Source organism: Tardiphaga sp. 42S5 (assembly GCF_034044155.1).
GTDB lineage: Bacteria > Pseudomonadota > Alphaproteobacteria > Rhizobiales > Xanthobacteraceae > Tardiphaga > Tardiphaga robiniae.
The window spans coordinates 3,838,125-3,864,325 of the sequence record NZ_CP139027.1 but is presented as its reverse complement, the minus strand read 5'-3'; the positions used below and the strand labels follow the sequence as shown (position 1 = coordinate 3,864,325).

Here is a 26,201-nt window from a genome sequence, read left to right as displayed (position 1 = left end):
AAATGCGAACTACACTTCGTGGATTGCGCTTACGCCCCGTTGAGGAACTGCAGCGGATCGACCGGCGACGAGCCCTTGCGGATCTCGAAGTGAAGCTGCGGCGAAGTAACCTCACCGGACTGGCCGGACTTGCCGATCACCTGACCGCGCTTGATGGTCTCGCCACGCTTCACCATCAGCTCACTCGCATGGGCATATGCGGTGACGTAGCCGTTGGAGTGACGAACGAGGACCAGATTGCCGTAACCCTTCAGTTCGTTGCCGGAATAGGCAACGACGCCATCTTCGGCAGCCTTGATCGGCGTGCCTTCCGGCACGGCGACGTTGATGCCGTCGTTGGACTTGCCATTGGTCTTGGCGCCGTAGCCTGTGACCACGCGGCCGCGCACCGGCCAACGGAACGTCGGCAAAGCGCCGGTTGCGTCAGCGGCTTTAGTCGGCGATTCCGGCGCGATTTCTTCAGGCGTCGTCGTGGCACTTGCCAGGCGGGCCTTCTGTGCGGGTTCGGCAGACGCAACACGGGCCACGGCAGCGGACGTGACCGCGCCAGCCGGAGCGGCCGTCACGGCTGCGACGGGCGCAGCGAGCGGCGCGGCTACAGGAGCTGCGTTGGCCGTACGCGCACCGGGTACCGTGATCTTGGAGCCGAGCTTCAATTGGGCAGTCGGCGCCAGACCATTGGCGCGCGCGAGTTCGGCTACCGACACGTTGTTCCGGCGCGAGATGCTCATCAGCGTATCGCCGCGATTGACGAAATGCGTGGTCGATGTGCCGACGGCAGGTTTGCTCGGAGCAGCAGCAACGGCCGGAGTTGCCGCGGCGCCCTGACGCGGAATGATCAGCGACTGGCCGGGCGACAGCGCGCGCGGCCCCTTGTAGCCATTGGCCTGCAGGATCGCAGCCGACGAGACGTTGTAGCGTTTCGCCAGACCATCGAGCGTATCGCTGGTGCCGACGATGATCGAGGTGCCGCCATCACGGGCAAGGCCGTTGGTCGCTGCAACCGAGCGCGGTGCCGTGGAGCCGGTGGTTTCGATCGGCGCACGTGCGGGCGGCGGCGTATACATACCGTTGCCGCCCCCGCTGACGGGTGCAGCCGACGCAACCGGACGAGCTGTCGGATAGGACTGCGGCGCCGAGATCGGCGGTGGCAAAGCCTGGGATTGATACTGCGGCTGCGGATTATAGGCCGGGCGCTGATACTGCGGCAGCTCCTGGCGCTCGACCGGCGCGCGCGGTGCTCGCTGCGGCACCGAGCCGGTGGTTTCGCCCTGCCAGCCAAAGCCACGGGACTGACCTGAGTCAAAATTTGGATTCTGAGATAGCCGTGTCTGCATGTCGGCGCTGCAGCCGGCAAAACCGATAGACATCAGCGCCAGCACCGCGACCTGCGGAGCGCGGCGCGAGTAAAGCAACTCGACAACGCTGGACATTGGTTACTCACTCATACGCAACAAACAACTGAATTGAGTAAACACCGTCTCCGTTACCAAGCCTTTAACCTTGCGACCAACACGTGACAGCCGTTCACGAACTTTTTTCAGAGTTCGCGCGCAATGCCCGGAAGTGCAGGCACGAAACGTACATCCACGAGCTCCTTTCGCTCCAATCCATCCCCGGTTTTGCGGATCCGGACCAGGGTCTGGACGCCATTATGAGGACCAACCGGCGCAAGCAGAATACCCCCCTCCTCAAGCCGATCGGTCAGCGCCACCGGCACCTCCTCCACTGCGGCGGTCACGACGATCCGGTCAAACGATCCCAAATTGGCAGCCGGATTGAGGCCATCGCCGAGCATGACCTCGATATTGTGGAGGCCGAGTGCCTCCAACCGGGTCCGGGCGGCGTCGGCCAGCGTGCGATAGCGCTCGATGCTGAGCACGTCGCGGACGAGCTTTGACAGGATCGCGGCCTGGTAGCCCGATCCCGTGCCGACCTCGAGCACACGGTGACCAGCATTCAATTGCAGCTGTTCGGTCATATAGGCTACCACGAAGGGCTGGCTGATGGTCTGACCGCAGGCAATGGCCAAGGCCGTATCCCGCCAGGCATGGGCGCGATCGTTCGGCTCGACGAAGCGATCACGCGGAATATCCTCCATTGCGCGCAGCACCAGCCGATCGCTGATCCCACGGCGCCGCAGACCAAGCTGAAACGTCATCTGTTCGGGCGGCTGTCCGACGGTAATCATGGAAATGCCTCACGCAGCACAGGTTAGAAGCACTCTCGATCTAGCAAAGATAGATTGATGTATTTCTGCGATCGGAACCGGGATAGCCTTACGACAACTTTTATTGTTCCGCGCGCGGAACCAGCAACATACCAGCCTGTTATGGGCGGGGCGCTGAAATCCTGATCTTGCTCTATCTGGTACCGAACACGCGACTGCGTCTTTGGGTCACGAAAATGGCAATGCGTCGAGATTGCGTTCAACCCGGGAATTTGCGATTTTGTTCAGAGGATTGGGGCAAGGAAACCGGCCATGACTGCAACGAACCCGCCGGGCGGCTCCGTCTTCCTGGTCGAAGACGAGGTCATGATCCGCATGATGGTCGCCGATATGCTCGAGGAACTCGGCTACAGCGTGGCCGCCGAAGCCGGTGACATCAACGAAGCGATCAAACTGGCTGGTACTGCCAAGTTCGACATCGCGATCCTCGACGTCAACGTCAACGGCAAGGTGATTTCGCCGGTCGCCGAGGTGATTGCATCGCGCAACCGCCCGTTCATCTTCGCGACTGGCTACGGCGCGCAAGGCCTGCCGGAAGAATTTCGTGACCGCCCCACGCTGCAGAAGCCGTTCCAGATGGAAACGCTGGCGCAGGTGCTGTCCACGACGCTCAAGGGGGTCGCGGTCTAAGCGAGCCCCTCGCTTCTCGAAACCTCAGCCCAGCGCTTTGGTCAGCGCTTCGGAGAATACATCGTCCGTGCGATCGAGACGCAGCGGCGTGACGGAGACATAGCGCGCAGCAAGGGCTGCGAGATCGGTGCCCTCGAGCGGGGCTTCCGCGGCAACGATGCGCTCGAAACCGATCCAGAAATACGGATTGTTGCGGCCATCCCGCCGCTCATCGACGCGCAGAAAGCCCTGATTGCGCTTGCCCTGCCGGGTGACGACGACACCTTTCACCTCGTCGGCCGCGCAGGCCGGGAAATTGACGTTGATGACCGTGTTCTTCGGCACGCTCGCCTTGATGACCTTGCGCAGCACGTCAGGTCCGAATTTCAGCGCGGTCTCCCATTGCGGATTGTGACGCGTTTCCATCGAGAATTCCTGGCTCAACGCCACCGACGGAATGCCGAGAATGGTGCCCTCGAGCGCACCGGCGATGGTACCGGAATAGACCACGTCCTCGGCGACGTTGCGGCCCTTGTTGACGCCGGAGAGTACGAGATCCGGCTGCTTGTCTTTCAGGATATGACGCGCGCCCATGATGACGCAGTCGGTCGGCGTGCCGCGCACGGCATAGTGCCGCGGGCCGACTTCGCGCAGTCGCAACGGATCGTTCAGCGACAATGAATGCGACACACCGGACTGATCGAGTTCGGGCGCCACCACCCAGACGTCGTCGGACAATTCCTTGGCGATCTGCTCGATGATCTTCAGGCCAGGGGCGTGAATGCCGTCGTCATTGGTGCAGAGAATGCGCATTCGTGAGGTGCCTTTTCGATCGGGAGGGCCGCTGGCCGGCACCGGTTTTTGCCAGCATGTGCCCGCTTTTGCCACCCCCATTTTGGGCGCTGCACGTGCGCTACCGGGGCTGTCTCGAAGGCGATTTTTCCCGCGAGCCGGAACATTTCGGCGGCGCCGGGATTTTTAACTTAGGTAGGTGAGTGCCAGTTGCGTCTGAAGCATGCGCGCTCGACCCGGATGGCCTTGGTCGCAGCGCCCCATAGGGCGACGGAGATGGCGAGACAGCTCGAACGGGTGTTGATCATCGGATTGCCGGCGATCGCGGTTGTCGCCCTGACGGGGTGGCTGCTGCTTCCCAGATTGGCCGAGACCAAGCCCGATCTCACCCTCAATACGGCGGTGATGGCAACAATGCCTGACGAGCTGACCGAGGAGGACTTTGCCAAACCGACGTCTTCACAACTCGTCAGCGTCCCCGACGCCGCCGAGCTCAACCGTCTCAGCCTCTCCCGCCAATCGTTTCGCCGCGGCGGTCTCGGTTCCAGGGCACTGATGACGTTCACCGTGCGCAACGCCAACGACTATCCGGTCAAGGACCTCGAAATCGCTTGCGCCTTCCGCAGCCGGGATGGGCGTTATGTGACGGAGCGTCGCCGCGTCATCGCGGAGACCGTCAGCACGAAAAGCCGCAAGGCGTTTCCGATGACGCATATGGGCTTTGTCAACATAAAAGCCGAGAAAGCCAAATGCGCGCTGGTGACGGCCAGCCGCGCCTGAGCGGCTGGCCGCGCGACGACGCCTAGCTGGCCTGAACCACCTTGAGGCCGCCCATATAAGGCTGCAGCACATCCGGAACGGCGATCGAGCCGTCTTCCTGCTGATAGTTTTCCATCACGGCGATCAGCGCGCGGCCGACAGCTGTGCCCGAGCCGTTCAACGTATGGACGAAGCGCGGCTTGCCATCTGGCCCGCGCGAGCGCGCGTCCATGCGCCGCGCCTGGAAATCGCCGCAGACCGAGCAGGATGAAATCTCGCGATAGGCGCCGCCCTCGCCCTGGCCCGGCATCCAGACCTCGATGTCGTAGGTCTTCTGCGCAGCAAAGCCCATATCGCCGGTGCAAAGCGTCATCACGCGGTAATGCAGGCCAAGCCGGCGCAGCACTTCCTCGGCGCAGGACAGCATGCGCTCATGCTCGTTCTTGCTTTCCTCAGGCGTGGTGATCGAAACCAGTTCGACCTTGGTGAACTGATGCTGGCGGATCATGCCCCGCGTATCACGGCCGGCAGCACCAGCCTCGGCACGGAAGCACGGTGTCAGCGCCGTCATGCGTAGCGGCAGTTCTTTTTCGTCGAGGATGGATTCACGGACGAGGTTGGTGAGCGGGACTTCAGCGGTCGGGATCAGCCAGTAACCTTGCCCTTCGCTACCGATCGCTCCGGCAGCGAACTGATCGTCGCGAAACTTCGGCAGCTGCGCGGTGCCAAACATCGCATCATCGCGCACCAAGAGCGGTGGATTCACTTCTGTATAGCCGTGCTCATTCGTGTGCAGGTCGAGCATGAACTGCCCAATGGCGCGCTCAAGACGCGCCAGTCCCTTCTTCAGCACCACAAAGCGCGCACCCGACAATTTCGCCGCGGCCTCGAAATCCATGAAGCCCAAGGCTTCGCCGATATCGTAATGAGCTTTCGGCGTGAACGCGTAGTTACGCCTGGCGCCGAAGTGATGGCGCTCCACATTGCCATGCTCGTCAACACCTTCCGGCACTTCGTCGAGTGGCAGATTCGGGATTTCGGCAAGCGCGACCTTGAGTTTATCCTCGGCGTCCTTCACCGCGGCTTCCATCGCTGGCATCGTCGTCTTGAGTTCGGTGACCTCAGCCATCAGCGCATTGGCGCGCACCTCGTCCTTGCTCTTCTTGGCTTCACCGATTTCCTTCGAGGCTGCATTGCGCCGGGCTTGCGCCTGCTCGGACGCAAGGATCGCGGTCCGGCGCGCTTCATCGATCGCCAGCAGCGATACCGACAGTGGCGCCAGTCCCCGCCGCTTCAGCGCGGCGTCAAAGGCTTCGGGATTGTCGCGGATCGATTTGATGTCGTGCATGACGGGATTCCTGAGCGAAAGCGGCTCTGAGTACCCCGAATAGCTGACATTTGGAACATGAAATGGGCCAGCGGCCCGTTAATGCATGCGCTGGAGAGCCGCCAATATACCGATGCCAACTGCGACTATGCCACCAAAGCGCACCGTTACTTGCAGTGCCGACTTATCGATGGATGCTTGCAACTCATTCTTTGTGGCCAGCAAGTCCGCCTTGAGCGCAAGCAGATCAGATTTCAAATCCGACTTTACTGCGAGCAAATCAGATTTCGTCACCAGTTCGGTCATGATGAAATCCCGCGCCGCTTCCGCATGGGCCTCGGCCAGATTGGTCGCCACTCCGGCATCGCGGAGCCGCTTCGAATAGCCAAGCGTATCAAATGCAAAGGCCACAATCACCCCCCAATACACCACCCAAAACACAACCTAAAGTAGATCACGTATCGGAGGATTGCAAGGAGTCGACGCCCTACTCCGCCGGCGTCACGTCCGTGCCAGTCCCCGCCGCAGCCTTGGCAGCAGCGGCCTTGGCGGCGTTCTTCTCGACCATGCTGACCGCGATGATCGAACCTTCGTAGAGGATCAGCAGCGGGATCGCGAGGGAGGCCTGGCTGATCACATCGGGCGGCGTCAGCACGGCCGCGATAACGAAAGCGATGACGATGAAGTAGCGGCGCTTTTCGCGCAGCTGCTTCGACGTGAGGATGCCGATGCGGCCAAGCAGTGTCAGGATGACGGGGAGCTGGAAGGCGATTCCGAAGGCGAAGATCAGCGACATCATCAGTGAGAGATATTCGCCTACCTTGGGCAGCAGCGCGATCTGCGCGGTATCGGAGCTTCCGGTCTGCTGCATGCCCAGCGAGAACCGGATCAGCATCGGCAGCACGAGGAAATAGACCAGCAGCGAGCCCAGCGCGAAGAAGAAAGGCGTCGCGATCAGGTAAGGCAGAAACGCGCCCTTCTCGTGCTTGTAGAGGCCGGGCGCCACGAACATGTAGATCTGCGCGGCAATTACCGGAAACGAGATGAAGCCGGCGCCAAACATCGCCAGCTTGAGTTGGGTCAGAAAGTACTCCAGCAGCGCGGTGTAGATGAACTTCGAATTCTCTGGGCCGGCGACCCAAACGAACGGCCAGACCAGCACGTTGTAGATCTGCTTGGCGAAGAAAAAGCAGAAGATAAAGGCCACGGCAAATGCGAGCAGCGCCTTGATCAGCCGCGACCGCAACTCGATCAGGTGATCCATCAAGGGGGCCTTGGAGGCTTCGATATCTTCGGCACTCATGACGCTTTGGCGTCCTTCAGAACGTCGGGATTGGCCGCGTCGGGGGCTGCTGCGCCATCATGGGCGGCAGCGGGAGTTTCGACCGGCGACGGCTGCACTTCCCGGGTAATGGCCAGTGGTTCGTTCACTGCAGCAGTTTCCTGCGCATGCGTCTCGGCCTCAACGAAGGTCTCGGGTGTAGGCGGCTCGGGCGTGGTGGGCACGGCCGGAGGCGTGTCGAGATTGTCAGCATTGTCGATGGCCATGGCGTCACTGACGTCCTTGGTCAGCGAGGTCATGATGTTGTTGGTGGTGAAGCCGGAAGCGACATCCTTCACGTCGTCGAAGGCCTTTTTGACGTCGGCCATTTCGGCTTCGCGCATCGCCTCGTTGAACTGGCCCTGGAATTCCGAGGCCATCTTGCGGGCCTTGCCCATCCACTGCCCGACCATGCGCAGCACGCCGGGCAGTTCTTTCGGGCCGATGGCAATCAGCGCGACGACCGCGATGACGACCAGTTCACTCCACCCGATATCGAACATGAAAAAATCCGCTCACGCGGGGCTGGATGTGCCCGCGTCTCCTTCAATGGCCGCCGCGATCCCCAAGGACAATCCCTTCGGAACCTCAGACAACCTTGCTGCCGACGTCCGTACGGTTGGCGGTCGGCGCCGGCGGGGTCTGGTCGATGGTGCGGACCGGCTCGGTCGGCTTGTCTGCCGGCTTGTCGTCGTCCGCCATGCCCTTCTTGAAGGCCTTAATACCCTGCGCAACGTCGCCCATCAGGTCGGAAATCTTGCCGCGTCCGAACAACAGCAGGACCACTCCGATCACGACGATCCAGTGCCAAATGCTCAGTGAACCCATCCTGCTAACCCTCCAAACACGCGGCCAGTCGCCCGGCCTGATCTGATCGGAACGTAGGCTGCGGGGGTGTCAAAAACAAGGACTTAACCCTCGTGGAATCGCGGATGTCGCGGCGCAATGCCGCGAGCGTTAATGCCGCGATCAGTGCTTGCGGTCGTTGTCCCGGTCGGTTGCGTCCGGCTCAGCGTCATCCGGCTCATCTTCGTCCTGATCGTCCTCGTCGAGCTCGTCGTCGGAATCGTCTTCATCGTCGTCGAGTTCGGCCGTTTCGGGCTCAGCGGTCTCGTCTCCATCCGACTCGGGCTCTGCGACTTCAACCGCTTCGGCCTCGCCTTGGTCGGGCTCGATCACGTCGAGATCACGCGCTTCAAGTTCCGCGACCTCGGCCGCTTCGCTCTCTGGCTCCACGACATCTGCCGTTTCAGTGAATTCGGCCTTGGCCTCGGCAAATGCCTGGGCCTCACCAGCGTATCCGACAGTCCCGGCTTCGGGTTCCTTGAGCTGCAGTTCGGGGAATTCCGGATCGGGTGCCGACAGCGCCAGTTCCAGTTCGCCGCCCTCCAGCGGATCCTCGTCCTCGCGGAGCGTCGGATCGTCGGACGGATTGGGCACGCTGAAGCCGGACGGCAGGCGCGAATCCAAGAGACCAGTGCCCTTGAGTTCCTCAAGACCCGGCAGATCGCCGAGTGCCTCAAGGCTGAACTGCGACAGGAAGCTCTCGGTGGTGCCGAAGGTCAGCGGCCGGCCCGGCGTCTTGCGACGGCCGCGCGGCTTGATCCAGCCGGTTTCCAGCAACACGTCGAGCGTACCCTTGGAGGTGATGACGCCGCGAATGTCTTCGATTTCGGCGCGGGTCACCGGCTGGTGATAGGCAACGATGGCGAGCACTTCGATCGCCGCACGCGACAGCTTGCGGGTTTCGGTGGTCTCGCGGGTCATCAGCCAGGACAGGTCGCCGGCGGTGCGGAACGTCCACTTGTTGGCGACGCGAACCAGATTGACGCCGCGCATGGCGTAATCGGCCTGCAACTGCGCCAACGCCGCCTTGATATCGACGCCATCCGGCATGCGCTTGGCCAGCGCAGACTGGTCGAGCGGCTCGGTGGACGCGAACAGCAGCGCTTCAAGCAGGCGCAATTCTTCGGGGCGCGCCTCCGACTGGACCTCGGTCTGTCCCTCGGACTGCACGATCTGATCCTCGACATCGTCGATGCGTTTCTCGGCGAGGCTTGCCATGTCTGGATCTCCTTCTTCCACTTACTCGGCCGGAACTTCCGGCTCCACCTGCACAGGCTGGGCGATGTGCTTGCGGAAATACAAAGGCGCGAATGCTTCTTTCTGGCTGAGGTCGAGCGTGCCCTCACGGACCAATTCAAGCGCAGCTGCAAAACTCGAGGCCATCACCGTCGCGCGCTGCGCGGGGTCGGCGACATAGGCCAGCAGATATTCGTCGAGGCGGCTCCAGTCCTCGGCCATGCCGACCAACCGTTCCAGCGAGGCGCGCGCTTCGCTCAGCGACCAGACAGTGCGCTTAGCGAGATGGACGCGCGTTAGCACCCGGGCCTGACGTTGGGTCGCATAGGCCGACAGCAGATCGTAAAGCGTGGCCGTGAAGCGCGGATGCTTCACCTCAGCGATCGACTCGGGAACGCCGCGCGGAAAGATGTCGCGGTTAAGCTGCGGCCGGGTCATCAGCCTGTTCGAGGCTTCGCGGATGGCTTCGAGGCGGCGCAGCCGGTTGGCCAGCGCGGTCGCCATATCCTCGGCGCTCGGGCCTTCGCCCGGCACCGTCGTATCCGGCAGCAGCAGGCGCGACTTCAGGAATGCCAGCCACGCCGCCATCACCAGATAGTCGGCAGCGAGTTCCAGACGGATCTTCCGCGCGGCTTCGATGAACAGCAGGTACTGGTCGGCCAGCGCGAGGATCGAAATCTTGTGCAGGTCGACCTTCTGCTGACGCGCGAGCGCGAGCAGCAGGTCGAGCGGGCCTTCGTAACCTTCGACATCGACGACCAGCGACGGCTCGTCGTCGGGAACGACCTCGGCCGGCAGTCCGGTCTCAAACGACAAAATCTCAGCGCTCATGCACTTGCTCCTGCTCGAGCGATCAACGCGTCCAGTTCCGCGCGGCCAGCGGCGCGGTCGAACGGCTGCGGCTGACCGCGGGCGGCGACCGCCGCCCTGGCACGCTCGAGCGCCTTCCCGGCCAGAACCGGGGTCTCGCTCACGACGTCGCGCATCTCGTCCAGTTTGCCGTTGCAATGCAGGACCATGTCGCACCCGGCGCTGACGATCGCGCGCGTGCGTTCCGCGATCGATCCCGCCAGAGCATTCATGGACACGTCATCACTCATCAACAAACCCTGGAACCCGATACTGCCGCGAATCACCTGTTCGATGATTGTCGCAGAAGTCGTGGCCGGTTGGGTGGCGTCCAGAGCGCTAAACACAACATGTGCAGTCATCGCCATCGGCAGGTCTGCTAGCGGACGAAATGCTTCGAAATCAGAGGCTTCGAGCTCACTCTTCGCGTTATCCACGATCGGCAATTTGAAATGGGTGTCGACCGTGGCCCGACCATGGCCGGGAATGTGTTTGAGGACCGGTAGAATACCACCCTGCGACAGCCCTTCGGTCACTGCCCGGGCGATGGTCGCGACCTTGCCGGGCGTGGTGCCGTAGGCGCGATTGCCGATCACGGCATCAGCGCCCTCCACGGGAACGTCTGCCAGCGGCAGGCAATCAACCGTGATGCCGAGATCCACAAGGTCACTCGCAATGAGCCGTGAGCTGAGCCAAGCCGCCCTGAGACCTGCTTCCGGCTCGGCATCGTAGAGAGCGCTGAACACGGCGCCGGGCGGATAGACCGGCCAATGCGGCGGCCCCAGGCGCTGGACCCGACCGCCTTCCTGATCGATCAGGACCGGCGCATCGAGATCACCGGTCGTGTTGCGCAATTCTTCTACAAGTCGAGCAACTTGGGCGGGATTATCGACATTACGCTTGAAGAGAATGAAGCCCCACGGCCGTTCTGCGCGCAGAAATGCGCGCTCTTCAGCGGTCAGCTCCAGCCCAGATACACCGGTGATGAATGCGCGTGTGCTCATGGGGCCGATTAGCCCCCATCAACGCCCAGGGTCAAGGAAACGGCCGTTAATTCCTTTGGACGACGCACTGTCCGCCGGCAGATTTCAGGTTCCCGCAGACCTGTGAGGCTTCTTCCTGCGAGCCGAACGGTCCGACCATGGCCCGATAATAGGTCCCCTTGTCGCCAAGGTCGGCCTTCTTGATCAACGGCACACGCGATCCCAGCACCGAGGGGAACTTGGTCTGCAGGGCACGGAACGACGCCTGCGCATCGCCCTCCGACCGCTGGGACGATACCTGGACCACATAGCCGCCGGCGGAGGCGACCGGGGCCGCCTGCTGGGTCGGGTTGGTCGAGGCCATGCGGGAGGGCGCCGGAGTGGCTGCAGCCGGAGGCGCCGCCTGCGGCGACAGTGACATCGGGGCATTGACCGATGCGTTGGCGTTGGCCGCGCGCGGTGCCGCAGCGGGCGCGGCTGCAGGAACCGCTGCCGGAGCGGCGATGCGGGCCGGCGCCTGACGGGCGGCAGGTGTGGCCGCAGCGTCGGACTGGTCACCCTTGACGGCGAAAGTACGGATCTTGCGGGGCTCATCGCCCTGCATCGCGCCATTGCCGACCATCGGCTTGTTGGATGGCGACACGCTGGCCGTCGATGGCGGGTTGGCGTTCTGATTCAGCGGCGGGAACACCACGCGCGGACCAGCCTTGGTGGCGTCCTGCACATTGACGGGCTGTTCTTCGCGCGACACCAGCCGCTCGGGGGCTGCGCCGCCGAGACGATCCTGGATCGGCTTGCCGTCGGACGCGGCTGTCGCGGACGGCGGGACGATCTTGTTCGGACCGGGCTCGGCCTTGATCACCGGCGGTTCGCCGGTGCGCGCCGACCCCATAAATGTACGATAGGCGAAGGCAGCACCGGTACCCACTACGGCCAGCGCCAGCACGATGGCGACGGTCGCCATGCCACCGCGGCGCTTCGGCGCCTCTTCCTGCTCGGCATAGCCGTCCTGATAGGCGTAAGGATCGTCCTGGTACTGATCGTCGTGCGGATGCTGGGCCTGTGCGCCATCGGCGTGGCCATACAGCGCATCGTCATAACGATTGGGATCATGCGGCGCGTGAGCCTGGTCGTACTGGCCCTGATAGTCCTGCGCCTGATGATCCGTATGCGCGGCAAATGCCGGCGCCTGATGATAATCGGCCTCCGACTCCAAGTGCTGCGGCTCCTGATGCTGAGCGCCGTAACGCTGCACCGGATGAAGATTCTCGAATTCCTGCTGCTGCGGCTCATGGGCTGCCGCACGCTGCATCCACGGCGGCGGGCCGGGCTGCGCGGGTTCTTCCTGATATTCCGGTTCGTCCTGATAGGCCGGTTCAGCTTGGCGCGGCGCGGGCGCCGGGCGGCCGTTGCTCGCGAACGGGTCGGTCTGCCCGATCAGCCGCGCGAGCTCAGCGAGCGGATCGCCCTCGCCCTTCGTCCGCGATTGAGCGTCGCGGCCGTAATCGTCATCCGCTGGGAAAGGTCGGTTCTGGTATCGATTAGCCATTGTGATGTCGCATCCCCTTCGGGAAAGCCGCCAACCCGCTTTTCAAACGAAACAGCTGCTATCAAGAACCACCCACAGATCCCCATGTGAGCGGCCGTCCCCAATCTACCGCATCTCGTCCGGCGCGGTGACGCCGAGAACGGCGAGGCCCGAAGCCAAGACTGAGACGACGCTCTGGACGAGTGCCAATCGCGCTTTGGTAAGTTCTGCATCATTAGTGATAATGAAGCGTAAATGAGGCATATCGCGTCCGCGCGTCCAGAGCGCATGAAATTCGCTGGCGAGATCATACAGATAGAAAGCGATGCGGTGCGGCTCGTGCGCCGTGGCCGCAGATTCTATCATCCGTGGGTACAATGCTAACTGCCGCATCAGGCCCAGCTCGGCGATATCGTCGAGCCGCTCCATCACCGCGTCTTTCAGATAGGCAATGCGCGCCTCGGTTTCCAGAGGCAGGTCGGTCAGCATTTCCCGCGCATTACGGAAGATCGAATGGCCGCGGGCATGCCCGTACTGGACATAGAAAACCGGATTGTCCTTGGACTGCTCGATCACCTTGGCGAGGTCGAAATCCAGCACCGCGTCGTTCTTGCGGAACAGCATCATGAAGCGCACGGCGTCGGAGCCGACCTCGTCGACCACTTCGCGCAGGGTAACAAAATCGCCGGAGCGCTTCGACATCTTCACCGGCTCGCCGTTGCGCAGCAGCTTCACAAGCTGCACGATCTTGACGTCGAGCTCGGCCTTCCCTGCCGTCACCGCCTTGATCGCCGCCTGCACACGCTTGATGTAGCCGCCGTGATCGGCGCCCCAGACGTCGACCATGTTGAGGAAGCCGCGGTCGAACTTGGTCTTGTGATAGGCGATATCGGACGCAAAATACGTGTAGCCGCCATCCGACTTCAGTAGCGGACGGTCGACATCATCGCCATAGGCGGTGGCGCGGAACAGGGTCTGCTCGCGGTCTTCGTAATCGTCGATCGGCTTGCCCTTTGGCGGCGGCAACCGGCCCTCATAGACGTCGCCCTTGGCGCGCAGGAAATCGATGGTCGCGCTGACCATATCGGTGCTGCCTGCTATCAGTGAGCGCTCGGAGAAGAACACTTCGTGGGAGATGTTCAGCGCGGCGAGATCGCCCTTGATCATCTCCATCATCATGGAAATGGCCTTGGCGCGCGTGATCGGCAGCCACTTGTCCTCGGGCATCTGATTCAGCGCAGCGCCGTGCTCGGCCGCGAGCGCCTGCCCCACCGGCACCAGATAGTCGCCGGGATAGAGGCCTTCCGGAATGTCACCGATGGCTTCGCCGAGCGCCTCGCGGTAACGCAGATGTGCCGAGCGCGCGAGCACGTCGACCTGCGCACCGGCGTCGTTGATGTAGTATTCGCGGGTGACGTCATAACCGGCGCAATCGAGTAGGCTCGCCAGTGCATCCCCAAACACGGCGCCGCGGCAATGGCCAACATGCATCGGTCCCGTCGGATTGGCCGACACGTATTCGACATTGACCTTCTCACCGGCTCCGACCGCGCTCCGGCCATACGAGGCACCGTCGCGCAACACCGCGCGCAGCGCATCGGCCCAGGCGGACGACTTCAGCGTGAGATTGATGAAGCCGGGTCCGGCGACATCGACCGACGTCACCAGATCGTCTTCGCGCAGCTTCGCGGCAATGGCGTTCGCGAGATCGCGCGGCTTGGCCTTGGCTTCCTTCGCCAGCACCATCGCAGCATTGCTCGCCATGTCGCCATGCGACGCGTCCTTGGTCGGCTCCACCACCACGCGCGACAGATCGATGCCAGCCGGCAGGACGCCCTCGGTCATGAGGGTATTGCAGATCGCGTGAACACGCGTGAGCACGTTGGCGAACAGATGCGGGGTCGGAGCGGATGTGGCCATGATCGTACAGGAACCGGAACTTGCGCCGGGACTGTTCCCGGCTGGATTGCATCAAGGATGGATAGCGGTTTCGTATGCGTTCCGCTGCACTTGTTTGATTTCAAACAGAGACAGACTTCTGAAAATCGCAGATTTCGCAGCCCCGAAAGGCACTTACAGGGATCGCCTAACGCAATTCGGGGGCCGAGTCAAAGAGCCGGATATGCTCGGTAATGGCAAAACGGTCGGTCATCCCGGCAATGAAATTGCCGATCCGGCGCGCTTGTTCGCCCTCTGATTCCGGCTCGGCGCCTTGAGGGGGCAGCCATTCAGGCGGCAGATCCTCGGGCGCGCGCTGATAGCGTGCGAACAGGTCGGTAACCAGGCATTCCGCCTCGACCATCACCCGCATGACACGCTCATGGCGATACATGTGCTGCCAGAGGAAGGCCTTGATCCCGGCCTCGGCTTCTGCCGCGTCGGCACGAAACGCGACAAGCTTGCGCCCGCAGCGGCGAATGTCCTCCGCGGATTTAGGCAACACCGCGCCTAGCCGTTGCTCCGTCTCGCCGACGACCGCACCGATCAGATAGGAAATCAGCTCGCGCACCAGTTCGGCGCCACGGCGGCTCTCGTCAAGACCGGGATAGCGTCCATCGATCTCTGCGATCATGCCCTGCGTCAGCGGCATCGCCTTGAGGTCATCGACGGTGAACAGCCCTGCGCGCAGTCCGTCATCGATGTCATGAGCGTTGTAAGCGATATCATCGGCAATCGCCGCGACCTGAGCTTCCAGCGAAGCGAAGCTCGACAACTCCAGATCAAAGGTGCGGTCATATTCTGTGATCCCGAACGGCACGCCATGGGTGGCATAACGTCCCACAGGGGCGCCTGACGCGTCGGTCAGCGGCCCGTTGTGCTTGACGATGCCTTCGAGGGTTTCCCAGGTCAGGTTGAGGCCATCGAACTCGGGATACCGATGCTCCAGCGACGTGACGAGGCGCAGGGTCTGGGCGTTATGATCGAAGCCGCCATGGGCCTCGAGACAGGCGTCCAGCGCCCGCTCGCCGGCATGGCCGAACGGCGGATGGCCGATGTCATGGGCCAGCGCCAGGGTCTCGGTCAGGTCCTCGTCGAGGCCCAGTTGCCGGGCCACGGCGCGGGCGATCTGCGCCACTTCCAACGTGTGGGTGAGACGGGTGCGGTAATGATCGCCCTCATGGAACACGAAGACCTGGGTCTTGTGCTTGAGCCGGCGAAACGCAGTCGAGTGGATGACCCGGTCGCAATCCCGGCGAAACGCGCTGCGGGTCCGGCTCGGAGCCTCGGAAAACAGCCGTCCACGGCTGCGATCGGGGTCGCAGGCATAGGGTGCGCGGGGAGCAGCCATTCCGACCGACACGGCGTGTTTATCCTTGATCCAATTGATTCCTGAGCCTGCCGCACTTAACTATGGGGAGCGGCAGATTCAAATGGTTCGAATCCTGCCCGGAGATCCAGATATGACCGACACTGCAGTCACCGAGGCCCCCCTCACCGTCAGCGCGCGTGCTGCGCGCCGGATCGGCGAGATCCTCAAGACCGAAGGCAACGGCGCCATGCTCCGCGTGTCGGTCGAAGGCGGCGGCTGCTCCGGCTTCCAGTACAAGTTCGACGTCGAGCGCGCCAAGGCGGACGACGACATCCTGATCGAACGTGACAGCGCCGTGGTGCTGGTCGACCCCTCCTCAGCACCGTTCCTGGCCGGCTCCGAACTCGACTTCGTCGATGACCTGATCGGCGCCTCGTTCCGCGTCGTCAATCCGAACGCGACGGCGTCCTGCGGCTGCGGGACCAGCTTCTCGATCTGACCTCTATTCGGCTCTTTTAGATTGGTCTATTTCTCGGCGAACAGCGCCCGCGCATTGCCGTGCGCGATCTGTTTAGCGACCGCCGGCGGCAGTTGCGCCAGCCATGCGCGATAGCCATCCATGATATCGCCATAGCTCGCCCAGCGTTCCGGCACCCAGGTGTCGGAGCCCAGCAGGAAGCGATCGGGGTAGCGCTCGAATAGCACGCGCCACTGCGGCGTCAGTTTGCCTGATCCGTCCACGATGCCGCTGCGGTAAGACAATTCACCCCACAGTTTCGGGTATTTTATCAGCATCGCTGCGACACGGTCCGGCGCGAGGCTGAAGCCGGTATGTGCCCAGATAATCTGCGCACGCGGATTGTGCCGCATCAGAATCTCAACCGCTTCGTCGTCCGCATGGGCGTGCAAATAGAGATTGTTGGCGACGGCAAAGTCGACGGTCTTCTTGACCATCTCGGTATCGGCCGCCTTGCCGGTCAGATGGAATTCGCCGACACCGCGATAGTAGCCGCGCTTGAACTCCTCCTGCACGAGATCGAAGATTACGGGATCGTTGAACCAGCTGCCTATATCGGCGCGCACGCGATACGGCCGGATGAACGGCACGACCTGCAGATCGCCCATCTTACCATTGGCCTTGCCGTCCATCAGCACATGGGTGCCGGTGTTCGGGCGGCTGGTGGCGAGAATCCCGGTGACGCGGTTCTTCCTGAAAACCTCCAGCACTTCGTCGGGCTGGTAATACGGCTTCGGCTCCCAGTTGTAATGCATATGGGCGTCGAAGATTTCGATCCGATCGTCGGCACGTACCGGCACGACAACAAGTGCGGCCAGCAAAGCGGTCGCAGTAAGCGTTCTCACCGGCATTGAAAACATCCCTATTCCGCAGCCACGACGCGCGGACGATCGTCGTGGTCTTCTTCCTCGAGTTGCGGCTGCAGCTTGCGCTTCAACTTGCGGTCGATGCGGTCGAGATAGATGTAGATGACCGGTGTGATGAACAGCGTCAGCAATTGCGAGACACACAGACCGCCGACCACCGCAACGCCAAGCGGCTGGCGCAATTCGGCACCAGCGCCTGCACCAAGCGCGATCGGCAGCGTGCCGAAGATGGCCGCGAAGGTGGTCATCATGATGGGGCGGAAACGCAGCAGCGCGGCTTCGCGGATCGCGTGTTCGGCCGAGAGGCCGACGCGACGACGCTCAAGTGCGAAGTCGACCATCATGATGGCGTTCTTCTTGACGATGCCGACCAGCATGACGATGCCGATCATGGCGATGACGGACATTTCCATCTTGAACAGCATCAGCGTCAGGATCGCGCCGATACCCGCGGATGGCAGACCGGAGATGATTGTGATCGGGTGGATGAAGCTCTCATAGAGGATGCCGAGGATCACGAAGGCCGCGAACACGGCAGCCAGGATCAGCACGCCCTGCCCGCGCAACGAATCCTGGAACACCTGCGCGGTCCCCGAGAAGCCCGTCGCAATGGTCACCGGCAGTTTGGAATCCGCCTCGATTTGCGAGATCTGGTCTACCGCATAGCCCAGCGAATAGCCGGGCACCAGATTGAACGAGATCGTCACCGCCGGCTGCTGACCCTGATGGTTGATCTGCAGCGGCCCGACCGTCGGCACCAGACGTGCGACCGCGCTCAGCGGAATGGTCTGGTTGTTCGACGTCTTCATATAAAGCTTGGAGAGATCGCTCGGATCGATCCGGAACTGCGGCTGTGCTTCCAGGATGATCTGATAGTCGTTGGTCGGCATATAGATGGTGCCGACCTGACGCGAGCCGAATGCATTATAGAGCTGGTTACGAACCTGATCGACGGTCACGCCGTAAACCGCCGCCTTTTCGCGGTCGATATCGACCGTCATCTGCGGGTTCTTGATGTAGAGGTCGGTGGTCACATCGAGCAGGCCCGGCACCTTGGCGATACGGTCGCGCATCTCCGGCGACACGCGATACAGCGTGTCGGTGTCGCTGCCCTGAAGCACGTATTGATACTGGCTCTTCGACGGTCGGCCGCCGATGTTCAGATTCTGGATGCTCTGGAAGAAGGCCTGCAAGCCAGGAACGGCCAACGACTTCTGGCGCAGCCGCGTCATCACCACCTGTGCGGGATCACGATCCTGGCGCGGTTTCAGCGCAACGAACAGACGACCGTAATTCGCCGTCGCATTCGGGCCGCCGGAGCCCACGGTGCTGTTGATGTATTCGACGGCAGGATCGGATTTCAGCAGATCAGCAAGCGCCTGCTGCCGCGCACTCATCGCTTCGAAGGACGTATCGGTTGCGGCTTCGGTCGTACCGGTCAGGAACCCGGTATCCTCCTGCGGGAAGAAGCCCTTTGGTACGATGTTGTAGAGATAAACGGTGCCGCCGAGGGTCGCGAGCGTCACCACCAGCATGATGCCCTTGTGTGCGAGCACGCGATCGAGCGCCCATTCGTAGCCGCGTAGCCAGGCCGCAAATATGCGCTCGAAACCGCGCAGGATGAAATTCTCCTTGTGCTCGGGATTGTGCGCCTTGAGCACGCGTGCGCATAGCATGGGCGTCAACGTCAGCGACACGAAGCCGGAGACGATGATCGCCACCGCGATCGTCACCGCGAATTCACGGAACACACGGCCGACAATTCCGCCCATCAGCAGCACGGGAATGAACACCGCGATCAGCGAGAAGGTGATCGAAACGATGGTGAACCCGATTTCGCGTGCGCCCTTGAGCGCCGCGTCGAACGGCTTCATGCCGAGCTCGATGTGTCGGACGATATTCTCCAGCATGACGATGGCGTCGTCGACAACGAAGCCGACGGACAGTGTCAGCGCCAGCAGCGTCATGTTGTTGATGGAGTAGTCCAGCATATACATCGCGGCGCATGTGCCGAAGATCGAGATCGGCACCGCCAGCGCGGGAATCAAAGTCGCGGAGGCTGAGCGCAGGAACAGGAAGATCACGAAGATCACCAGCACGACGGCGATCAGCAATGTCTCCTCGACGTCCGCGACGGCTTCGCGGACCGAGATCGAGCGGTCCATCATCATATTGACTTCGACCGATGGCGGCAATTGCGCACGCAGCGACGGCAACTTGGCGCGGACGCCGTCGACCACAGCGACCGTGTTGGCGTCGGGTTGCTTCTGGATCGCCAGCACGATGGCGCGCTCGCCATTCAACCATGTCGCGACCTTGTCGTTTTCGACGGCGTCATAGATCTTGGCGACTTCGTTCAGCTTGACCGGCGAGCCATTGCGCCAGGCGACAACGACCTGGCCATAGTCGGCGGCCTTGGACATCTGTCCGGATGCCTGCAACGAGATGTCCTGCTTCGGTCCGTTCAGAGTTCCGACCGGCGTCGAAGAGTTCGCGCGTGACACCGCCGTGCGGATATCTTCAAGCGACAATCCACGAGCCGCCGCAGCTTCGGGATCGGCCTGGACGCGAATGGCGAATTTCTGCGTGCCATAGATCAGCACCTGCGCCACGCCGGGAATCTGCGACAGCGCCTGCCCGATGGTGATATCGCCAAATTCATTGACGGCCGAGAGCGGCAGCGTCGATGAACTCAGCGCAATGAACAGCACCGGGAAATCGCCGGGGTTCACCTTGCGGAAACTCGGCGGGATCGTCATTTCGATCGGCAACCGGCGCTGTGCGATCGTCAGCGCAGTCTGCACGTCCAGCGCCGCCGCATCGATATTGCGGTTAAGATCGAACTGAATGATGATCTGGGTCGTTCCCTGCGATGAGCTCGACGACATCGAAGAGATACCAGCGATGGTCGAGAGCTGACGCTCGATGATGCCGGCGACCGAGGCCGCCATCGTGTCCGCGCTGGCGCCTGGCAGGGTCGCCGTCACCGCGATGGTCGGAAAGTCCACTTTCGGAAGCGCCGACACCGGCAGCAGCCGGAAACCGAAAATGCCAAACGCGATGATCGTCGCCGTGATGAGCGTGGTCATCACAGGGCGACGGATGCAGAGCTCCGAGAGGGTCATGTTTTATGCCCCGGCCTTGCGAGCCCGGGCTTCGACCCGTGTGCCTTGTGTCAGCAAGAGCTGGCCGTCGACGACGACGTCCTCATCCCCTTTTAAACCCGACGAGATCACCGAAATCCCCTGGAAGGTCCGATCGACTTCGACAGGCTGAACACGGGCGACGCCGTCCTTCACCATGAAGACGAAGTTCCCGGTCTGGCTGCGCTGCACGGCCACGGTGGGCACAACAACGCCGTCCTCGGTGCGCACGATCAACTTGGTCTGTACCAAAATGCCCGGCCACAGGGTTTCGTTCGGATTGCTCATGATGCCGCGCACAGTGACCATGCCGGTGGTGGAATCCACGGTGTTTTCCACCATCGCCACCTTGCCGGTTTCAGAACGGCCGCTGTTCGGGATGGTCGCAATGACCGAGGTCGATCCCGCCGCCATCGCTTCGCGCAGATCGCCAAGCACACGCTGCGGAATGGCGAAGGACACATAGACCGGAGCCATCTGATTGATGGTGGCGAGCGGCGCCGTATCGGCCGGGCGCACGAAATTGCCGACCTTCACATTGGCTGCACTGATCCGGCCGGAGAACGGCGCGCGGATGATGGTGTAGCTCTTCTGGACCTTGAGATTGTCGAGCGCCGACTGATCGGCCCGGATGGTTCCGGCCAGGATGTCGGATTGGGTCTTGGCATTGTCGACGCTGACCTGCGTAGTTGCGCCCTTGCCGATCAGATCCGTAAAGCGCCGCACGTCGCGTTCCGCACCGGCCAGTTGGGCCTGATCGCGCGCCAGCGTGCCTTCGGCCTGCTCGATCTGGGCATCAATCTGCCGCGAATCGAGGGTGAACAGCAGATCGCCTTCCTTGACCTTGGCGCCGTCTTCAAAATGCACCGAGGTGATGGTGGTTTCCACCCGCGACTTGAGTGCGACACTCGAAATCGGCGTTACTGTACCGATTGAATCGACATCGACCGGAACCGGTTTGCGTTCCGCCTTGGCAATCTCGACCGCAACGATCCGCGCGCGCTGCGGGGCCTGTGCATTGGTGTTGCCACCGGTCCACGAAGAGCGCGTCGTGTAGGCCGCAACCGCGGCAGCGCCAACGAGAACGAGTAGAGCGATCGATGTGCGTTTCTTCATATGGTCCATGTCACCTGGTACAGAAGATCGGGTCGCCCCCGTTTCCCGCCCATGGCAGCTTTAAAGACAGCGTCTGTGCGCTTTAGGCTTAAAGCTTATCATGTTGGCGAGGATGATGGTATGCCACGTTGACGTATTTTTGCCATTGTTGTTACCGGAATCCCATCAGATGAGAATTGCCACCTGGAATGTGAATTCTGTCCGCCAGCGGCTGGACCATCTGGTGACGTGGCTGCGCGACTGCTCCCCGGACATCGTCTGCCTGCAGGAGATCAAATGCCTTGATGAGGCGTTTCCGCGCGAGCCCATCGAGGCGCTCGGCTACAATGTCGTCACCCACGGCCAGAAGACGTTCAACGGCGTCGCCCTGCTCTCGAAATATCCGCTGGAGGAAGCCACGCCCCGGCTGGCGGGCGATGACGAGGATCTTCATGCGCGCTTCATCGAAGGTGTGGTGTCGCTGAAATCCGGGGTGGTCCGGGTTGCCTGCCTGTATCTGCCGAACGGCAATCCGGTCGAGACCGAGAAGTATCCCTACAAGCTGAAATGGATGTCGCGGCTACAGGAATTCACGAAGCTGCGGCTGAAGACGGAAGAGCCGTTGATTCTCGCCGGCGACTTCAACGTCATCCCGGCGGCGGCCGACGCCTATAATCCGGCGGCCTGGACCAACGACGCGCTGTTCAAGCCGGAGACCCGCGCGAGCTTCCAGACCTTGCTCGGATTGGGGATGACCGACGCCCTGCGCGCCGTCACCGATGAGCCCGGCCAGTACACGTTCTGGGACTATCAGGCTGGCGCCTGGCAAAAGAACTGGGGCATCCGCATCGATCATCTGCTGCTGTCACCACAGGCCAGCGACAAGCTCATCGACGTCGGCATCGACAAGTATGTGCGCGCTTGGGAGAAGCCGAGCGATCACGTGCCGGTGTGGATCGATCTGGATCTGGAAACGGCGTAAAGGCCCATCGCCAAGCGCTCCCCAAATACAAACTGTCATCGCCCGGCTTGACCGGGCGATCCAGCAAATGCCCGGGGCAATGTTCCAAGACGGCGCCTGACGCGAGCACTCGTTGATAATAATGAAGGCTGACGATTACTGGGTCACCCGGTCAAGCCGGGTGACGACAGTCGAGTGTGAGGCAATCGTCCTCGAAAACGGCCGCTTAGCCCGAGACAACCCTCAGTCCCGTTTGCCCGACACCCAGTGCTCAAGCATCTGCAGCGCCATGGCGCGGTCGTCTTCGGAGGCCTTGGCGATCGCCTTGTTGTAGCTGTCACGGATCCAGGTGTCGTCCGGGCCGGCATTGTCGCGGGCCAGCGTCAGCCACATCAGGCCGCGCGCCATCTGCCGTGGCAGCGATTCACCGTTGAACAGCATCTGGCCAAGCAACGCCTGCGCCTGGTGCTGGCCCTTCTGCGCAGCAAGGCCAAGCCAGCGGGCGCCATATTTGGTGTCGCGCGGGGTGCCGATACCCTTCAGATAAAGCCGGGCCAGATCGTACTGGGCGTCGGCATTGCCGAAATAGGATGCGGCGTAGGAGAACATCTCGCGCGCACGCTCGGTGTCGGCCTTGATCTTCGAATTCGGAATACCATCGAGGTAATAGCGACCGAGCGCCACGAAGGCGTTGGCGACGATGGTGGCCTGCGGCGCGGACGGCGAGTCCTCGGCGTGGGCATTGGCGATACGGCTGAAATATTCGAAGGCGCGCAGGTCGTCCTGTGCCACACCGTTACCGTCGGCATACATCCGGCCGAGCTTCCACTGGGCGATCGGATGACCGCCTTCGGCGGCATATTGGAGCGCGGTCAGCGAGGTGTCGGGCTTGGCGGACTTCTTCAAGACCGGGGCGGCACCGGGAATGGTCGTTACAACTGGCAGGGCCGCGTCGCTGCTGCCAACGGGCGCACCATCAAAGGCAAACGCCGGCGCGGCCACTGACGCGGCACCCAAAGCAAACGCTACAAAAATGGCACGCTCAACTATCCGCATAACAGTATTTCTCGTGGGCCCGGCCGGCTTGGGTCACGGCGCAACCAATGGCCGATCCAACCTGCTGGGCATATGTCCACAGCGTCCCTGACATATGGTTAGTCGCGCGACGCTTCCGTTTGGTCGGGTGCGCGGCCAATTCTTTGTCGGTCAATTTTACGTTAAGGCAGCCCTCACCGGTTTCGCGCCCGATGGTGCTACCGCCCATCGATTCGAAGGTGTCAGGAGCCAGAGTCCCCTTCGATCCAACAAGGTCACCGATAACGGCGATCAGCTTGTCGGCAGATCTAATGACGTCCTGATGGGAATTCCGCGTCACGGGCTTCATTTTCTCCGCGATCATCTGCCCCGTCGCAGTGAGGCACGCTCCCTGCGACCGGCTGTGATCGAGCAATGTCGTCTTCAGCAACAGTATGTCGGCAACTTCCAATATGTCTTTGGCGACATAACGGCTCACCCGCTTCAAATCGGTGCCATATGGTGTCTTTTTGAAGATTTCGACAGCACGAGATTCTTCCGCGCGCAGCACTTGGCCGGCAACGGGCTGTTCGCCTTGTGACATAGCCAGACTCATCGCGGACGGGAGCACGCCACGCAACGCCAGCTCCCGGCCCTCCGTCATAAGACGGCTAGGCAAACGCGACTTGATGTTCGTCTTGGCGTCCATCGCGAACCTGGTTTCTCAGGCCGCTTCGGCGATCCGGGACAATCCCACTGACATCCCGCCGATCAACAAAGCGCTCCAGCCTTCTGGCTGGTGAGAAATGATTTCACGAAGGCGTGTGGCCAAATAGCGGCGGTTACAATACCCACAGCACGACAGGGTTAAATCTTGGGGGACTGTGGCAACCAAGCAACATTTGTGGCGCACCGGCAACCCTTTTGAGCGAGGCTCTGCCGCGTTACCGGAAAGTCAGCGCAGGCCGACTTTTCCATCCGTTGCCGATCTCAACGTCCGGCGGGCGCGGAGGTGGCACCACCGTAGACCAGCCCGGGATAAACACCGCGGACGAGCACGGGATCACGGCCCCAGCCCGGGTAATAGGCGAAGGCATCGCGTGAGTCGCCATAGGTTGTGACGGCCTGCGGTTGAGCATGCCGGTGTGCAGAGCGCTGCTCTGACGCAGTGGCGACACCGGACACTGTCAGAGCAATGAGGGCCGCAGCCGCGGCAGTGGTGATCGTTGTTTTCATGAAAAGCTCCCTGAATTTAGCGTCACTCGGAAACGACAGCACTTTGCGCCTTGGACGCATTCGCGTCTGACCTTGACGGCAGATAACGTCGGGAGACCGGAACGTAAGCCCGCCGCAACTTCACGATGCAGCGGTCAAAATTATCGATCGGAAATGCTTTCGACTACGTATTCAGCACCCGACCATAGGCGTCCAGCACCGCTTCCTTCATCGTCTCCGAGATGGTCGGATGCGGGAAGATCGTGTGGAACAGCTCTTCCTCGGTCGTCTCCAGATTCATGGCGACGACGAAGCCCTGGATCATCTCGACGACTTCAGCGCCGACCATATGGGCGCCAAGCAGCTGGCCGGTCTTCTTGTCGAAGATCACCTTCACCATGCCCTGGTCCTCACCCTGGGCGATGGCCTTGCCATTGGCGACGAAGGGGAAGCGGCCGACACGGATGTCCTTGCCGGCTTCCTTGGCCTTGGCTTCGGTGAGACCGACCGAGGCTACCTGCGGATGGCAATAGGTGCAGCCCGGGATCAGCGACTTGTCCATTGCATGCGGGTTCATCCCCTTGATCGCCTCGACGCAGATCACGCCCTCATGCTCGGCCTTGTGGGCCAGCATCGGCGGACCGGCGACGTCGCCGATGGCATAGATGCCGGGCACGTTGGTCTTGCCGTATTTGTCGATCACGATACAGCCGCGCTCGGTCTTCACGCCGAGCTTGTCGAGGCCAAAGCCTTCGATATTGCCGACCACGCCGACCGCCGAGATGACGCGGTCGACGGTGAGTTGCTGGGTAGCCCCCTTGCCATCTTCGATGGTCACGGTGACCGAATCCGACTTCTTGTCGAGCCTGGTCACCTTCGCGCCGGACATGATCTTGATGCCCTGCTTCTCGAACTGTTTGCGGGCGAAACCGGCGATCTCGGCGTCTTCGACCGGCAGGATCTGCGGCAGCACCTCGACCACAGTCACGTCGGCGCCCATGGTCTTGTAGAACGACGCGAATTCGATGCCGATGGCGCCGGAGCCGACCACCAGCAGCGACTTCGGCATCTTGTCGGGGTTCATGGCCTCGAAATAAGTCCAGACAAGCTTCTTGTCGGGCTCGAGACCCGGCAGCACGCGCGGCCGGGCGCCGGTGGCGACGATGATATGCTTGGCAGTATAGCTGCTTGCCCCGAGTGCGCCCTTGGGTGCTGCGGCTTCCGTCTTCTTGACAGTGAATTTGCCCGGCGCATCCAGGGTCGCGTCGCCCCAGATGATCGAGATCTTGTTCTTGTTCATCAGATATTCGACGCCGCCGCTGAGGCGCTTCACCACGCCGCGCGAGCGCGCAATCACGGCCTTGATGTCGAACGTCACGTTGTCCGCCGACAGGCCATAATCCTTGGCATGCTGCATGTAGTGATAGATTTCCGCCGAGCGCAGCAGCGCCTTGGTCGGGATACAGCCCCAGTTATTGCAGATGCCGCCGAGATAGGCCTTCTCGACGATCGCCGTCTTGAAGCCGAGCTGCGCGGCCCGAATGGCCGTCACATAGCCGCCGGGACCGGAGCCGATGACGACGACGTCGAAGGATGTATCAGCCATGAGTTACTCGCTTGCTTTCTTTCCCCTCTCCCCTTGCGGGAGAGGGTGCCTGAG

General features: G+C 61.9%; 25 protein-coding genes. 4 read left to right on the top strand and 21 right to left on the bottom strand.

Translation table 11 applies throughout. The features are described from left to right. Positions 1-29: 29 nt before the first annotated feature. Both SFY93_RS17890 and SFY93_RS17885 read right to left on the bottom strand, forming a co-directional pair. The gene (locus tag SFY93_RS17890; RefSeq protein WP_320444054.1) at positions 30-1,433 is read right to left on the bottom strand and encodes a peptidoglycan DD-metalloendopeptidase family protein; all 1,404 of its coding nucleotides are present in this window, start codon (positions 1,431-1,433) and stop codon (positions 30-32) included. Between the two features lie 107 nt (positions 1,434-1,540). Beyond that, the gene (locus SFY93_RS17885) at positions 1,541-2,191 is read right to left on the bottom strand and encodes a protein-L-isoaspartate(D-aspartate) O-methyltransferase (RefSeq protein ID WP_244558313.1); all 651 of its coding nucleotides are present in this window, start codon (positions 2,189-2,191) and stop codon (positions 1,541-1,543) included. Between the two features lie 291 nt (positions 2,192-2,482). Here SFY93_RS17885 and SFY93_RS17880 point away from each other — a divergent pair, with 291 nt between their 5' ends. Next, complete coding sequence (locus SFY93_RS17880; protein WP_089264477.1) at positions 2,483-2,860, top strand: response regulator; 378 nt, start codon at positions 2,483-2,485, stop codon at positions 2,858-2,860. A 24-nt stretch (positions 2,861-2,884) separates the two neighbouring features. Here the strand turns inward: SFY93_RS17880 and surE are convergent, their stop codons facing one another. Next, entirely contained in the window at positions 2,885-3,652 is a 768-nt protein-coding gene (gene surE, locus SFY93_RS17875; protein ID WP_089264478.1) for a 5'/3'-nucleotidase SurE, read from the bottom strand. Between the two features lie 255 nt (positions 3,653-3,907). On the opposite strand from surE, the gene SFY93_RS17870 reads away from it, so the two are divergent. Beyond that, on the top strand, positions 3,908-4,411 hold the full coding sequence (locus SFY93_RS17870; protein WP_320444053.1) for a hypothetical protein: 504 nt from the start codon (positions 3,908-3,910) through the stop codon (positions 4,409-4,411). Between the two features lie 22 nt (positions 4,412-4,433). Here SFY93_RS17870 and serS read toward each other — a convergent pair whose 3' ends face one another. From serS to SFY93_RS17815, 11 genes are all read right to left on the bottom strand, one after another. After that, positions 4,434-5,738 (bottom strand): serine--tRNA ligase, encoded by a 1,305-nt coding sequence (serS, locus tag SFY93_RS17865; RefSeq protein ID WP_320444052.1) that lies wholly within the window; start codon positions 5,736-5,738, stop codon positions 4,434-4,436. Between the two features lie 78 nt (positions 5,739-5,816). Then, entirely contained in the window at positions 5,817-6,128 is a 312-nt protein-coding gene (locus SFY93_RS17860) for a hypothetical protein (RefSeq protein WP_320444051.1), read from the bottom strand. Positions 6,129-6,204: 76 nt separating this feature from the next. Continuing rightward, the gene (gene tatC / locus SFY93_RS17855) at positions 6,205-7,020 is read right to left on the bottom strand and encodes a twin-arginine translocase subunit TatC (RefSeq protein WP_089264481.1); all 816 of its coding nucleotides are present in this window, start codon (positions 7,018-7,020) and stop codon (positions 6,205-6,207) included. After that, positions 7,017-7,541, bottom strand: coding sequence for a Sec-independent protein translocase protein TatB (gene tatB / locus SFY93_RS17850; RefSeq protein ID WP_320444050.1), 525 nt, complete (start codon positions 7,539-7,541; stop codon positions 7,017-7,019). The genes tatC and tatB overlap by 4 nt, the downstream gene beginning before the upstream one ends. An 85-nt stretch (positions 7,542-7,626) precedes the next feature. Next, entirely contained in the window at positions 7,627-7,866 is a 240-nt protein-coding gene (locus tag SFY93_RS17845; protein WP_068730798.1) for a twin-arginine translocase TatA/TatE family subunit, read from the bottom strand. Positions 7,867-8,007: 141 nt separating this feature from the next. After that, positions 8,008-9,102, bottom strand: coding sequence for an SMC-Scp complex subunit ScpB (gene scpB, locus SFY93_RS17840; RefSeq protein ID WP_320444049.1), 1,095 nt, complete (start codon positions 9,100-9,102; stop codon positions 8,008-8,010). Positions 9,103-9,123: 21 nt separating this feature from the next. After that, on the bottom strand, positions 9,124-9,951 hold the full coding sequence (locus SFY93_RS17835) for a segregation and condensation protein A (protein WP_093758709.1): 828 nt from the start codon (positions 9,949-9,951) through the stop codon (positions 9,124-9,126). Then, the gene (nagZ, locus tag SFY93_RS17830; RefSeq protein WP_320444048.1) at positions 9,948-10,973 is read right to left on the bottom strand and encodes a beta-N-acetylhexosaminidase; all 1,026 of its coding nucleotides are present in this window, start codon (positions 10,971-10,973) and stop codon (positions 9,948-9,950) included. The genes SFY93_RS17835 and nagZ overlap by 4 nt, the downstream gene beginning before the upstream one ends. A 46-nt stretch (positions 10,974-11,019) precedes the next feature. Continuing rightward, positions 11,020-12,501 carry an SPOR domain-containing protein gene (locus tag SFY93_RS17825; RefSeq protein ID WP_320444047.1) on the bottom strand — a complete coding sequence of 494 codons (1,482 nt, stop codon included), beginning with the start codon at positions 12,499-12,501 and terminating at the stop codon, positions 11,020-11,022. Between the two features lie 105 nt (positions 12,502-12,606). Next, positions 12,607-14,400 (bottom strand): arginine--tRNA ligase, encoded by a 1,794-nt coding sequence (gene argS / locus SFY93_RS17820; RefSeq protein ID WP_320444046.1) that lies wholly within the window; start codon positions 14,398-14,400, stop codon positions 12,607-12,609. A gap of 166 nt (positions 14,401-14,566) precedes the next feature. Beyond that, positions 14,567-15,781: a deoxyguanosinetriphosphate triphosphohydrolase gene (locus tag SFY93_RS17815; protein WP_320444045.1), complete on the bottom strand. Its 1,215-nt coding sequence runs from the start codon at positions 15,779-15,781 to the stop codon at positions 14,567-14,569. 100 nt (positions 15,782-15,881) lie between these two features. Between SFY93_RS17815 and erpA the strand changes: the two genes are divergently transcribed. After that, entirely contained in the window at positions 15,882-16,229 is a 348-nt protein-coding gene (erpA, locus tag SFY93_RS17810; protein ID WP_093758714.1) for an iron-sulfur cluster insertion protein ErpA, read from the top strand. 26 nt (positions 16,230-16,255) lie between these two features. Here the strand turns inward: erpA and SFY93_RS17805 are convergent, their stop codons facing one another. From SFY93_RS17805 to SFY93_RS17795, 3 genes are read right to left on the bottom strand one after another with little or no spacing between them, the layout of a single operon-like run. Beyond that, on the bottom strand, positions 16,256-17,098 hold the full coding sequence (locus SFY93_RS17805; RefSeq protein WP_320444044.1) for an amidohydrolase family protein: 843 nt from the start codon (positions 17,096-17,098) through the stop codon (positions 16,256-16,258). An 11-nt stretch (positions 17,099-17,109) separates the two neighbouring features. Further along, the gene (locus tag SFY93_RS17800) at positions 17,110-20,238 is read right to left on the bottom strand and encodes an efflux RND transporter permease subunit (protein WP_320444043.1); all 3,129 of its coding nucleotides are present in this window, start codon (positions 20,236-20,238) and stop codon (positions 17,110-17,112) included. A 3-nt stretch (positions 20,239-20,241) separates the two neighbouring features. After that, entirely contained in the window at positions 20,242-21,372 is a 1,131-nt protein-coding gene (locus SFY93_RS17795; RefSeq protein WP_089264722.1) for an efflux RND transporter periplasmic adaptor subunit, read from the bottom strand. A gap of 169 nt (positions 21,373-21,541) precedes the next feature. On the opposite strand from SFY93_RS17795, the gene xth reads away from it, so the two are divergent. Continuing rightward, on the top strand, positions 21,542-22,333 hold the full coding sequence (gene xth, locus SFY93_RS17790; protein ID WP_320444042.1) for an exodeoxyribonuclease III: 792 nt from the start codon (positions 21,542-21,544) through the stop codon (positions 22,331-22,333). 222 nt (positions 22,334-22,555) lie between these two features. Here the strand turns inward: xth and SFY93_RS17785 are convergent, their stop codons facing one another. From SFY93_RS17785 to lpdA, 4 genes are all read right to left on the bottom strand, one after another. Next, positions 22,556-23,368: a tetratricopeptide repeat protein gene (locus SFY93_RS17785; protein ID WP_320444041.1), complete on the bottom strand. Its 813-nt coding sequence runs from the start codon at positions 23,366-23,368 to the stop codon at positions 22,556-22,558. Then, positions 23,355-24,035, bottom strand: a complete 681-nt coding sequence (locus tag SFY93_RS17780) for a hypothetical protein (RefSeq protein WP_320444040.1) — start codon at positions 24,033-24,035, stop codon at positions 23,355-23,357. The genes SFY93_RS17785 and SFY93_RS17780 overlap by 14 nt, the downstream gene beginning before the upstream one ends. A 281-nt stretch (positions 24,036-24,316) precedes the next feature. Beyond that, positions 24,317-24,562 (bottom strand): hypothetical protein, encoded by a 246-nt coding sequence (locus SFY93_RS17775; RefSeq protein ID WP_320444039.1) that lies wholly within the window; start codon positions 24,560-24,562, stop codon positions 24,317-24,319. 163 nt (positions 24,563-24,725) lie between these two features. After that, positions 24,726-26,147, bottom strand: a complete 1,422-nt coding sequence (lpdA, locus tag SFY93_RS17770) for a dihydrolipoyl dehydrogenase (protein WP_320444038.1) — start codon at positions 26,145-26,147, stop codon at positions 24,726-24,728. Between the last annotated feature and the right edge of the window lie 54 nt (positions 26,148-26,201).

What these genes read in the sequence shown, in the direction of transcription:
- SFY93_RS17890 (WP_320444054.1), bottom strand. Translation starts at nt 1,433, where the DNA reads ATGTCCAGCGTTGTCGAGTTGCTTTACTCGCGCCGCGCTCCGCAGGTC.
- SFY93_RS17885 (WP_244558313.1), bottom strand. Translation starts at nt 2,191, where the DNA reads ATGATTACCGTCGGACAGCCGCCCGAACAGATGACGTTTCAGCTTGGT.
- SFY93_RS17880 (WP_089264477.1), top strand. Translation starts at nt 2,483, where the DNA reads ATGACTGCAACGAACCCGCCGGGCGGCTCCGTCTTCCTGGTCGAAGAC.
- surE (WP_089264478.1), bottom strand. Translation starts at nt 3,652, where the DNA reads ATGCGCATTCTCTGCACCAATGACGACGGCATTCACGCCCCTGGCCTG.
- SFY93_RS17870 (WP_320444053.1), top strand. Translation starts at nt 3,908, where the DNA reads ATGGCGAGACAGCTCGAACGGGTGTTGATCATCGGATTGCCGGCGATC.
- serS (WP_320444052.1), bottom strand. Translation starts at nt 5,738, where the DNA reads ATGCACGACATCAAATCGATCCGCGACAATCCCGAAGCCTTTGACGCC.
- tatC (WP_089264481.1), bottom strand. Translation starts at nt 7,020, where the DNA reads ATGAGTGCCGAAGATATCGAAGCCTCCAAGGCCCCCTTGATGGATCAC.
- tatB (WP_320444050.1), bottom strand. Translation starts at nt 7,541, where the DNA reads ATGTTCGATATCGGGTGGAGTGAACTGGTCGTCATCGCGGTCGTCGCG.
- SFY93_RS17845 (WP_068730798.1), bottom strand. Translation starts at nt 7,866, where the DNA reads ATGGGTTCACTGAGCATTTGGCACTGGATCGTCGTGATCGGAGTGGTC.
- scpB (WP_320444049.1), bottom strand. Translation starts at nt 9,102, where the DNA reads ATGGCAAGCCTCGCCGAGAAACGCATCGACGATGTCGAGGATCAGATC.
- SFY93_RS17835 (WP_093758709.1), bottom strand. Translation starts at nt 9,951, where the DNA reads ATGAGCGCTGAGATTTTGTCGTTTGAGACCGGACTGCCGGCCGAGGTC.
- nagZ (WP_320444048.1), bottom strand. Translation starts at nt 10,973, where the DNA reads ATGAGCACACGCGCATTCATCACCGGTGTATCTGGGCTGGAGCTGACC.
- SFY93_RS17825 (WP_320444047.1), bottom strand. Translation starts at nt 12,501, where the DNA reads ATGGCTAATCGATACCAGAACCGACCTTTCCCAGCGGATGACGATTAC.
- argS (WP_320444046.1), bottom strand. Translation starts at nt 14,400, where the DNA reads ATGGCCACATCCGCTCCGACCCCGCATCTGTTCGCCAACGTGCTCACG.
- erpA (WP_093758714.1), top strand. Translation starts at nt 15,882, where the DNA reads ATGACCGACACTGCAGTCACCGAGGCCCCCCTCACCGTCAGCGCGCGT.
- SFY93_RS17805 (WP_320444044.1), bottom strand. Translation starts at nt 17,098, where the DNA reads ATGCCGGTGAGAACGCTTACTGCGACCGCTTTGCTGGCCGCACTTGTT.
- SFY93_RS17800 (WP_320444043.1), bottom strand. Translation starts at nt 20,238, where the DNA reads ATGACCCTCTCGGAGCTCTGCATCCGTCGCCCTGTGATGACCACGCTC.
- SFY93_RS17795 (WP_089264722.1), bottom strand. Translation starts at nt 21,372, where the DNA reads ATGAAGAAACGCACATCGATCGCTCTACTCGTTCTCGTTGGCGCTGCC.
- xth (WP_320444042.1), top strand. Translation starts at nt 21,542, where the DNA reads ATGAGAATTGCCACCTGGAATGTGAATTCTGTCCGCCAGCGGCTGGAC.
- SFY93_RS17785 (WP_320444041.1), bottom strand. Translation starts at nt 23,368, where the DNA reads ATGCGGATAGTTGAGCGTGCCATTTTTGTAGCGTTTGCTTTGGGTGCC.
- SFY93_RS17780 (WP_320444040.1), bottom strand. Translation starts at nt 24,035, where the DNA reads ATGGACGCCAAGACGAACATCAAGTCGCGTTTGCCTAGCCGTCTTATG.
- SFY93_RS17775 (WP_320444039.1), bottom strand. Translation starts at nt 24,562, where the DNA reads ATGAAAACAACGATCACCACTGCCGCGGCTGCGGCCCTCATTGCTCTG.
- lpdA (WP_320444038.1), bottom strand. Translation starts at nt 26,147, where the DNA reads ATGGCTGATACATCCTTCGACGTCGTCGTCATCGGCTCCGGTCCCGGC.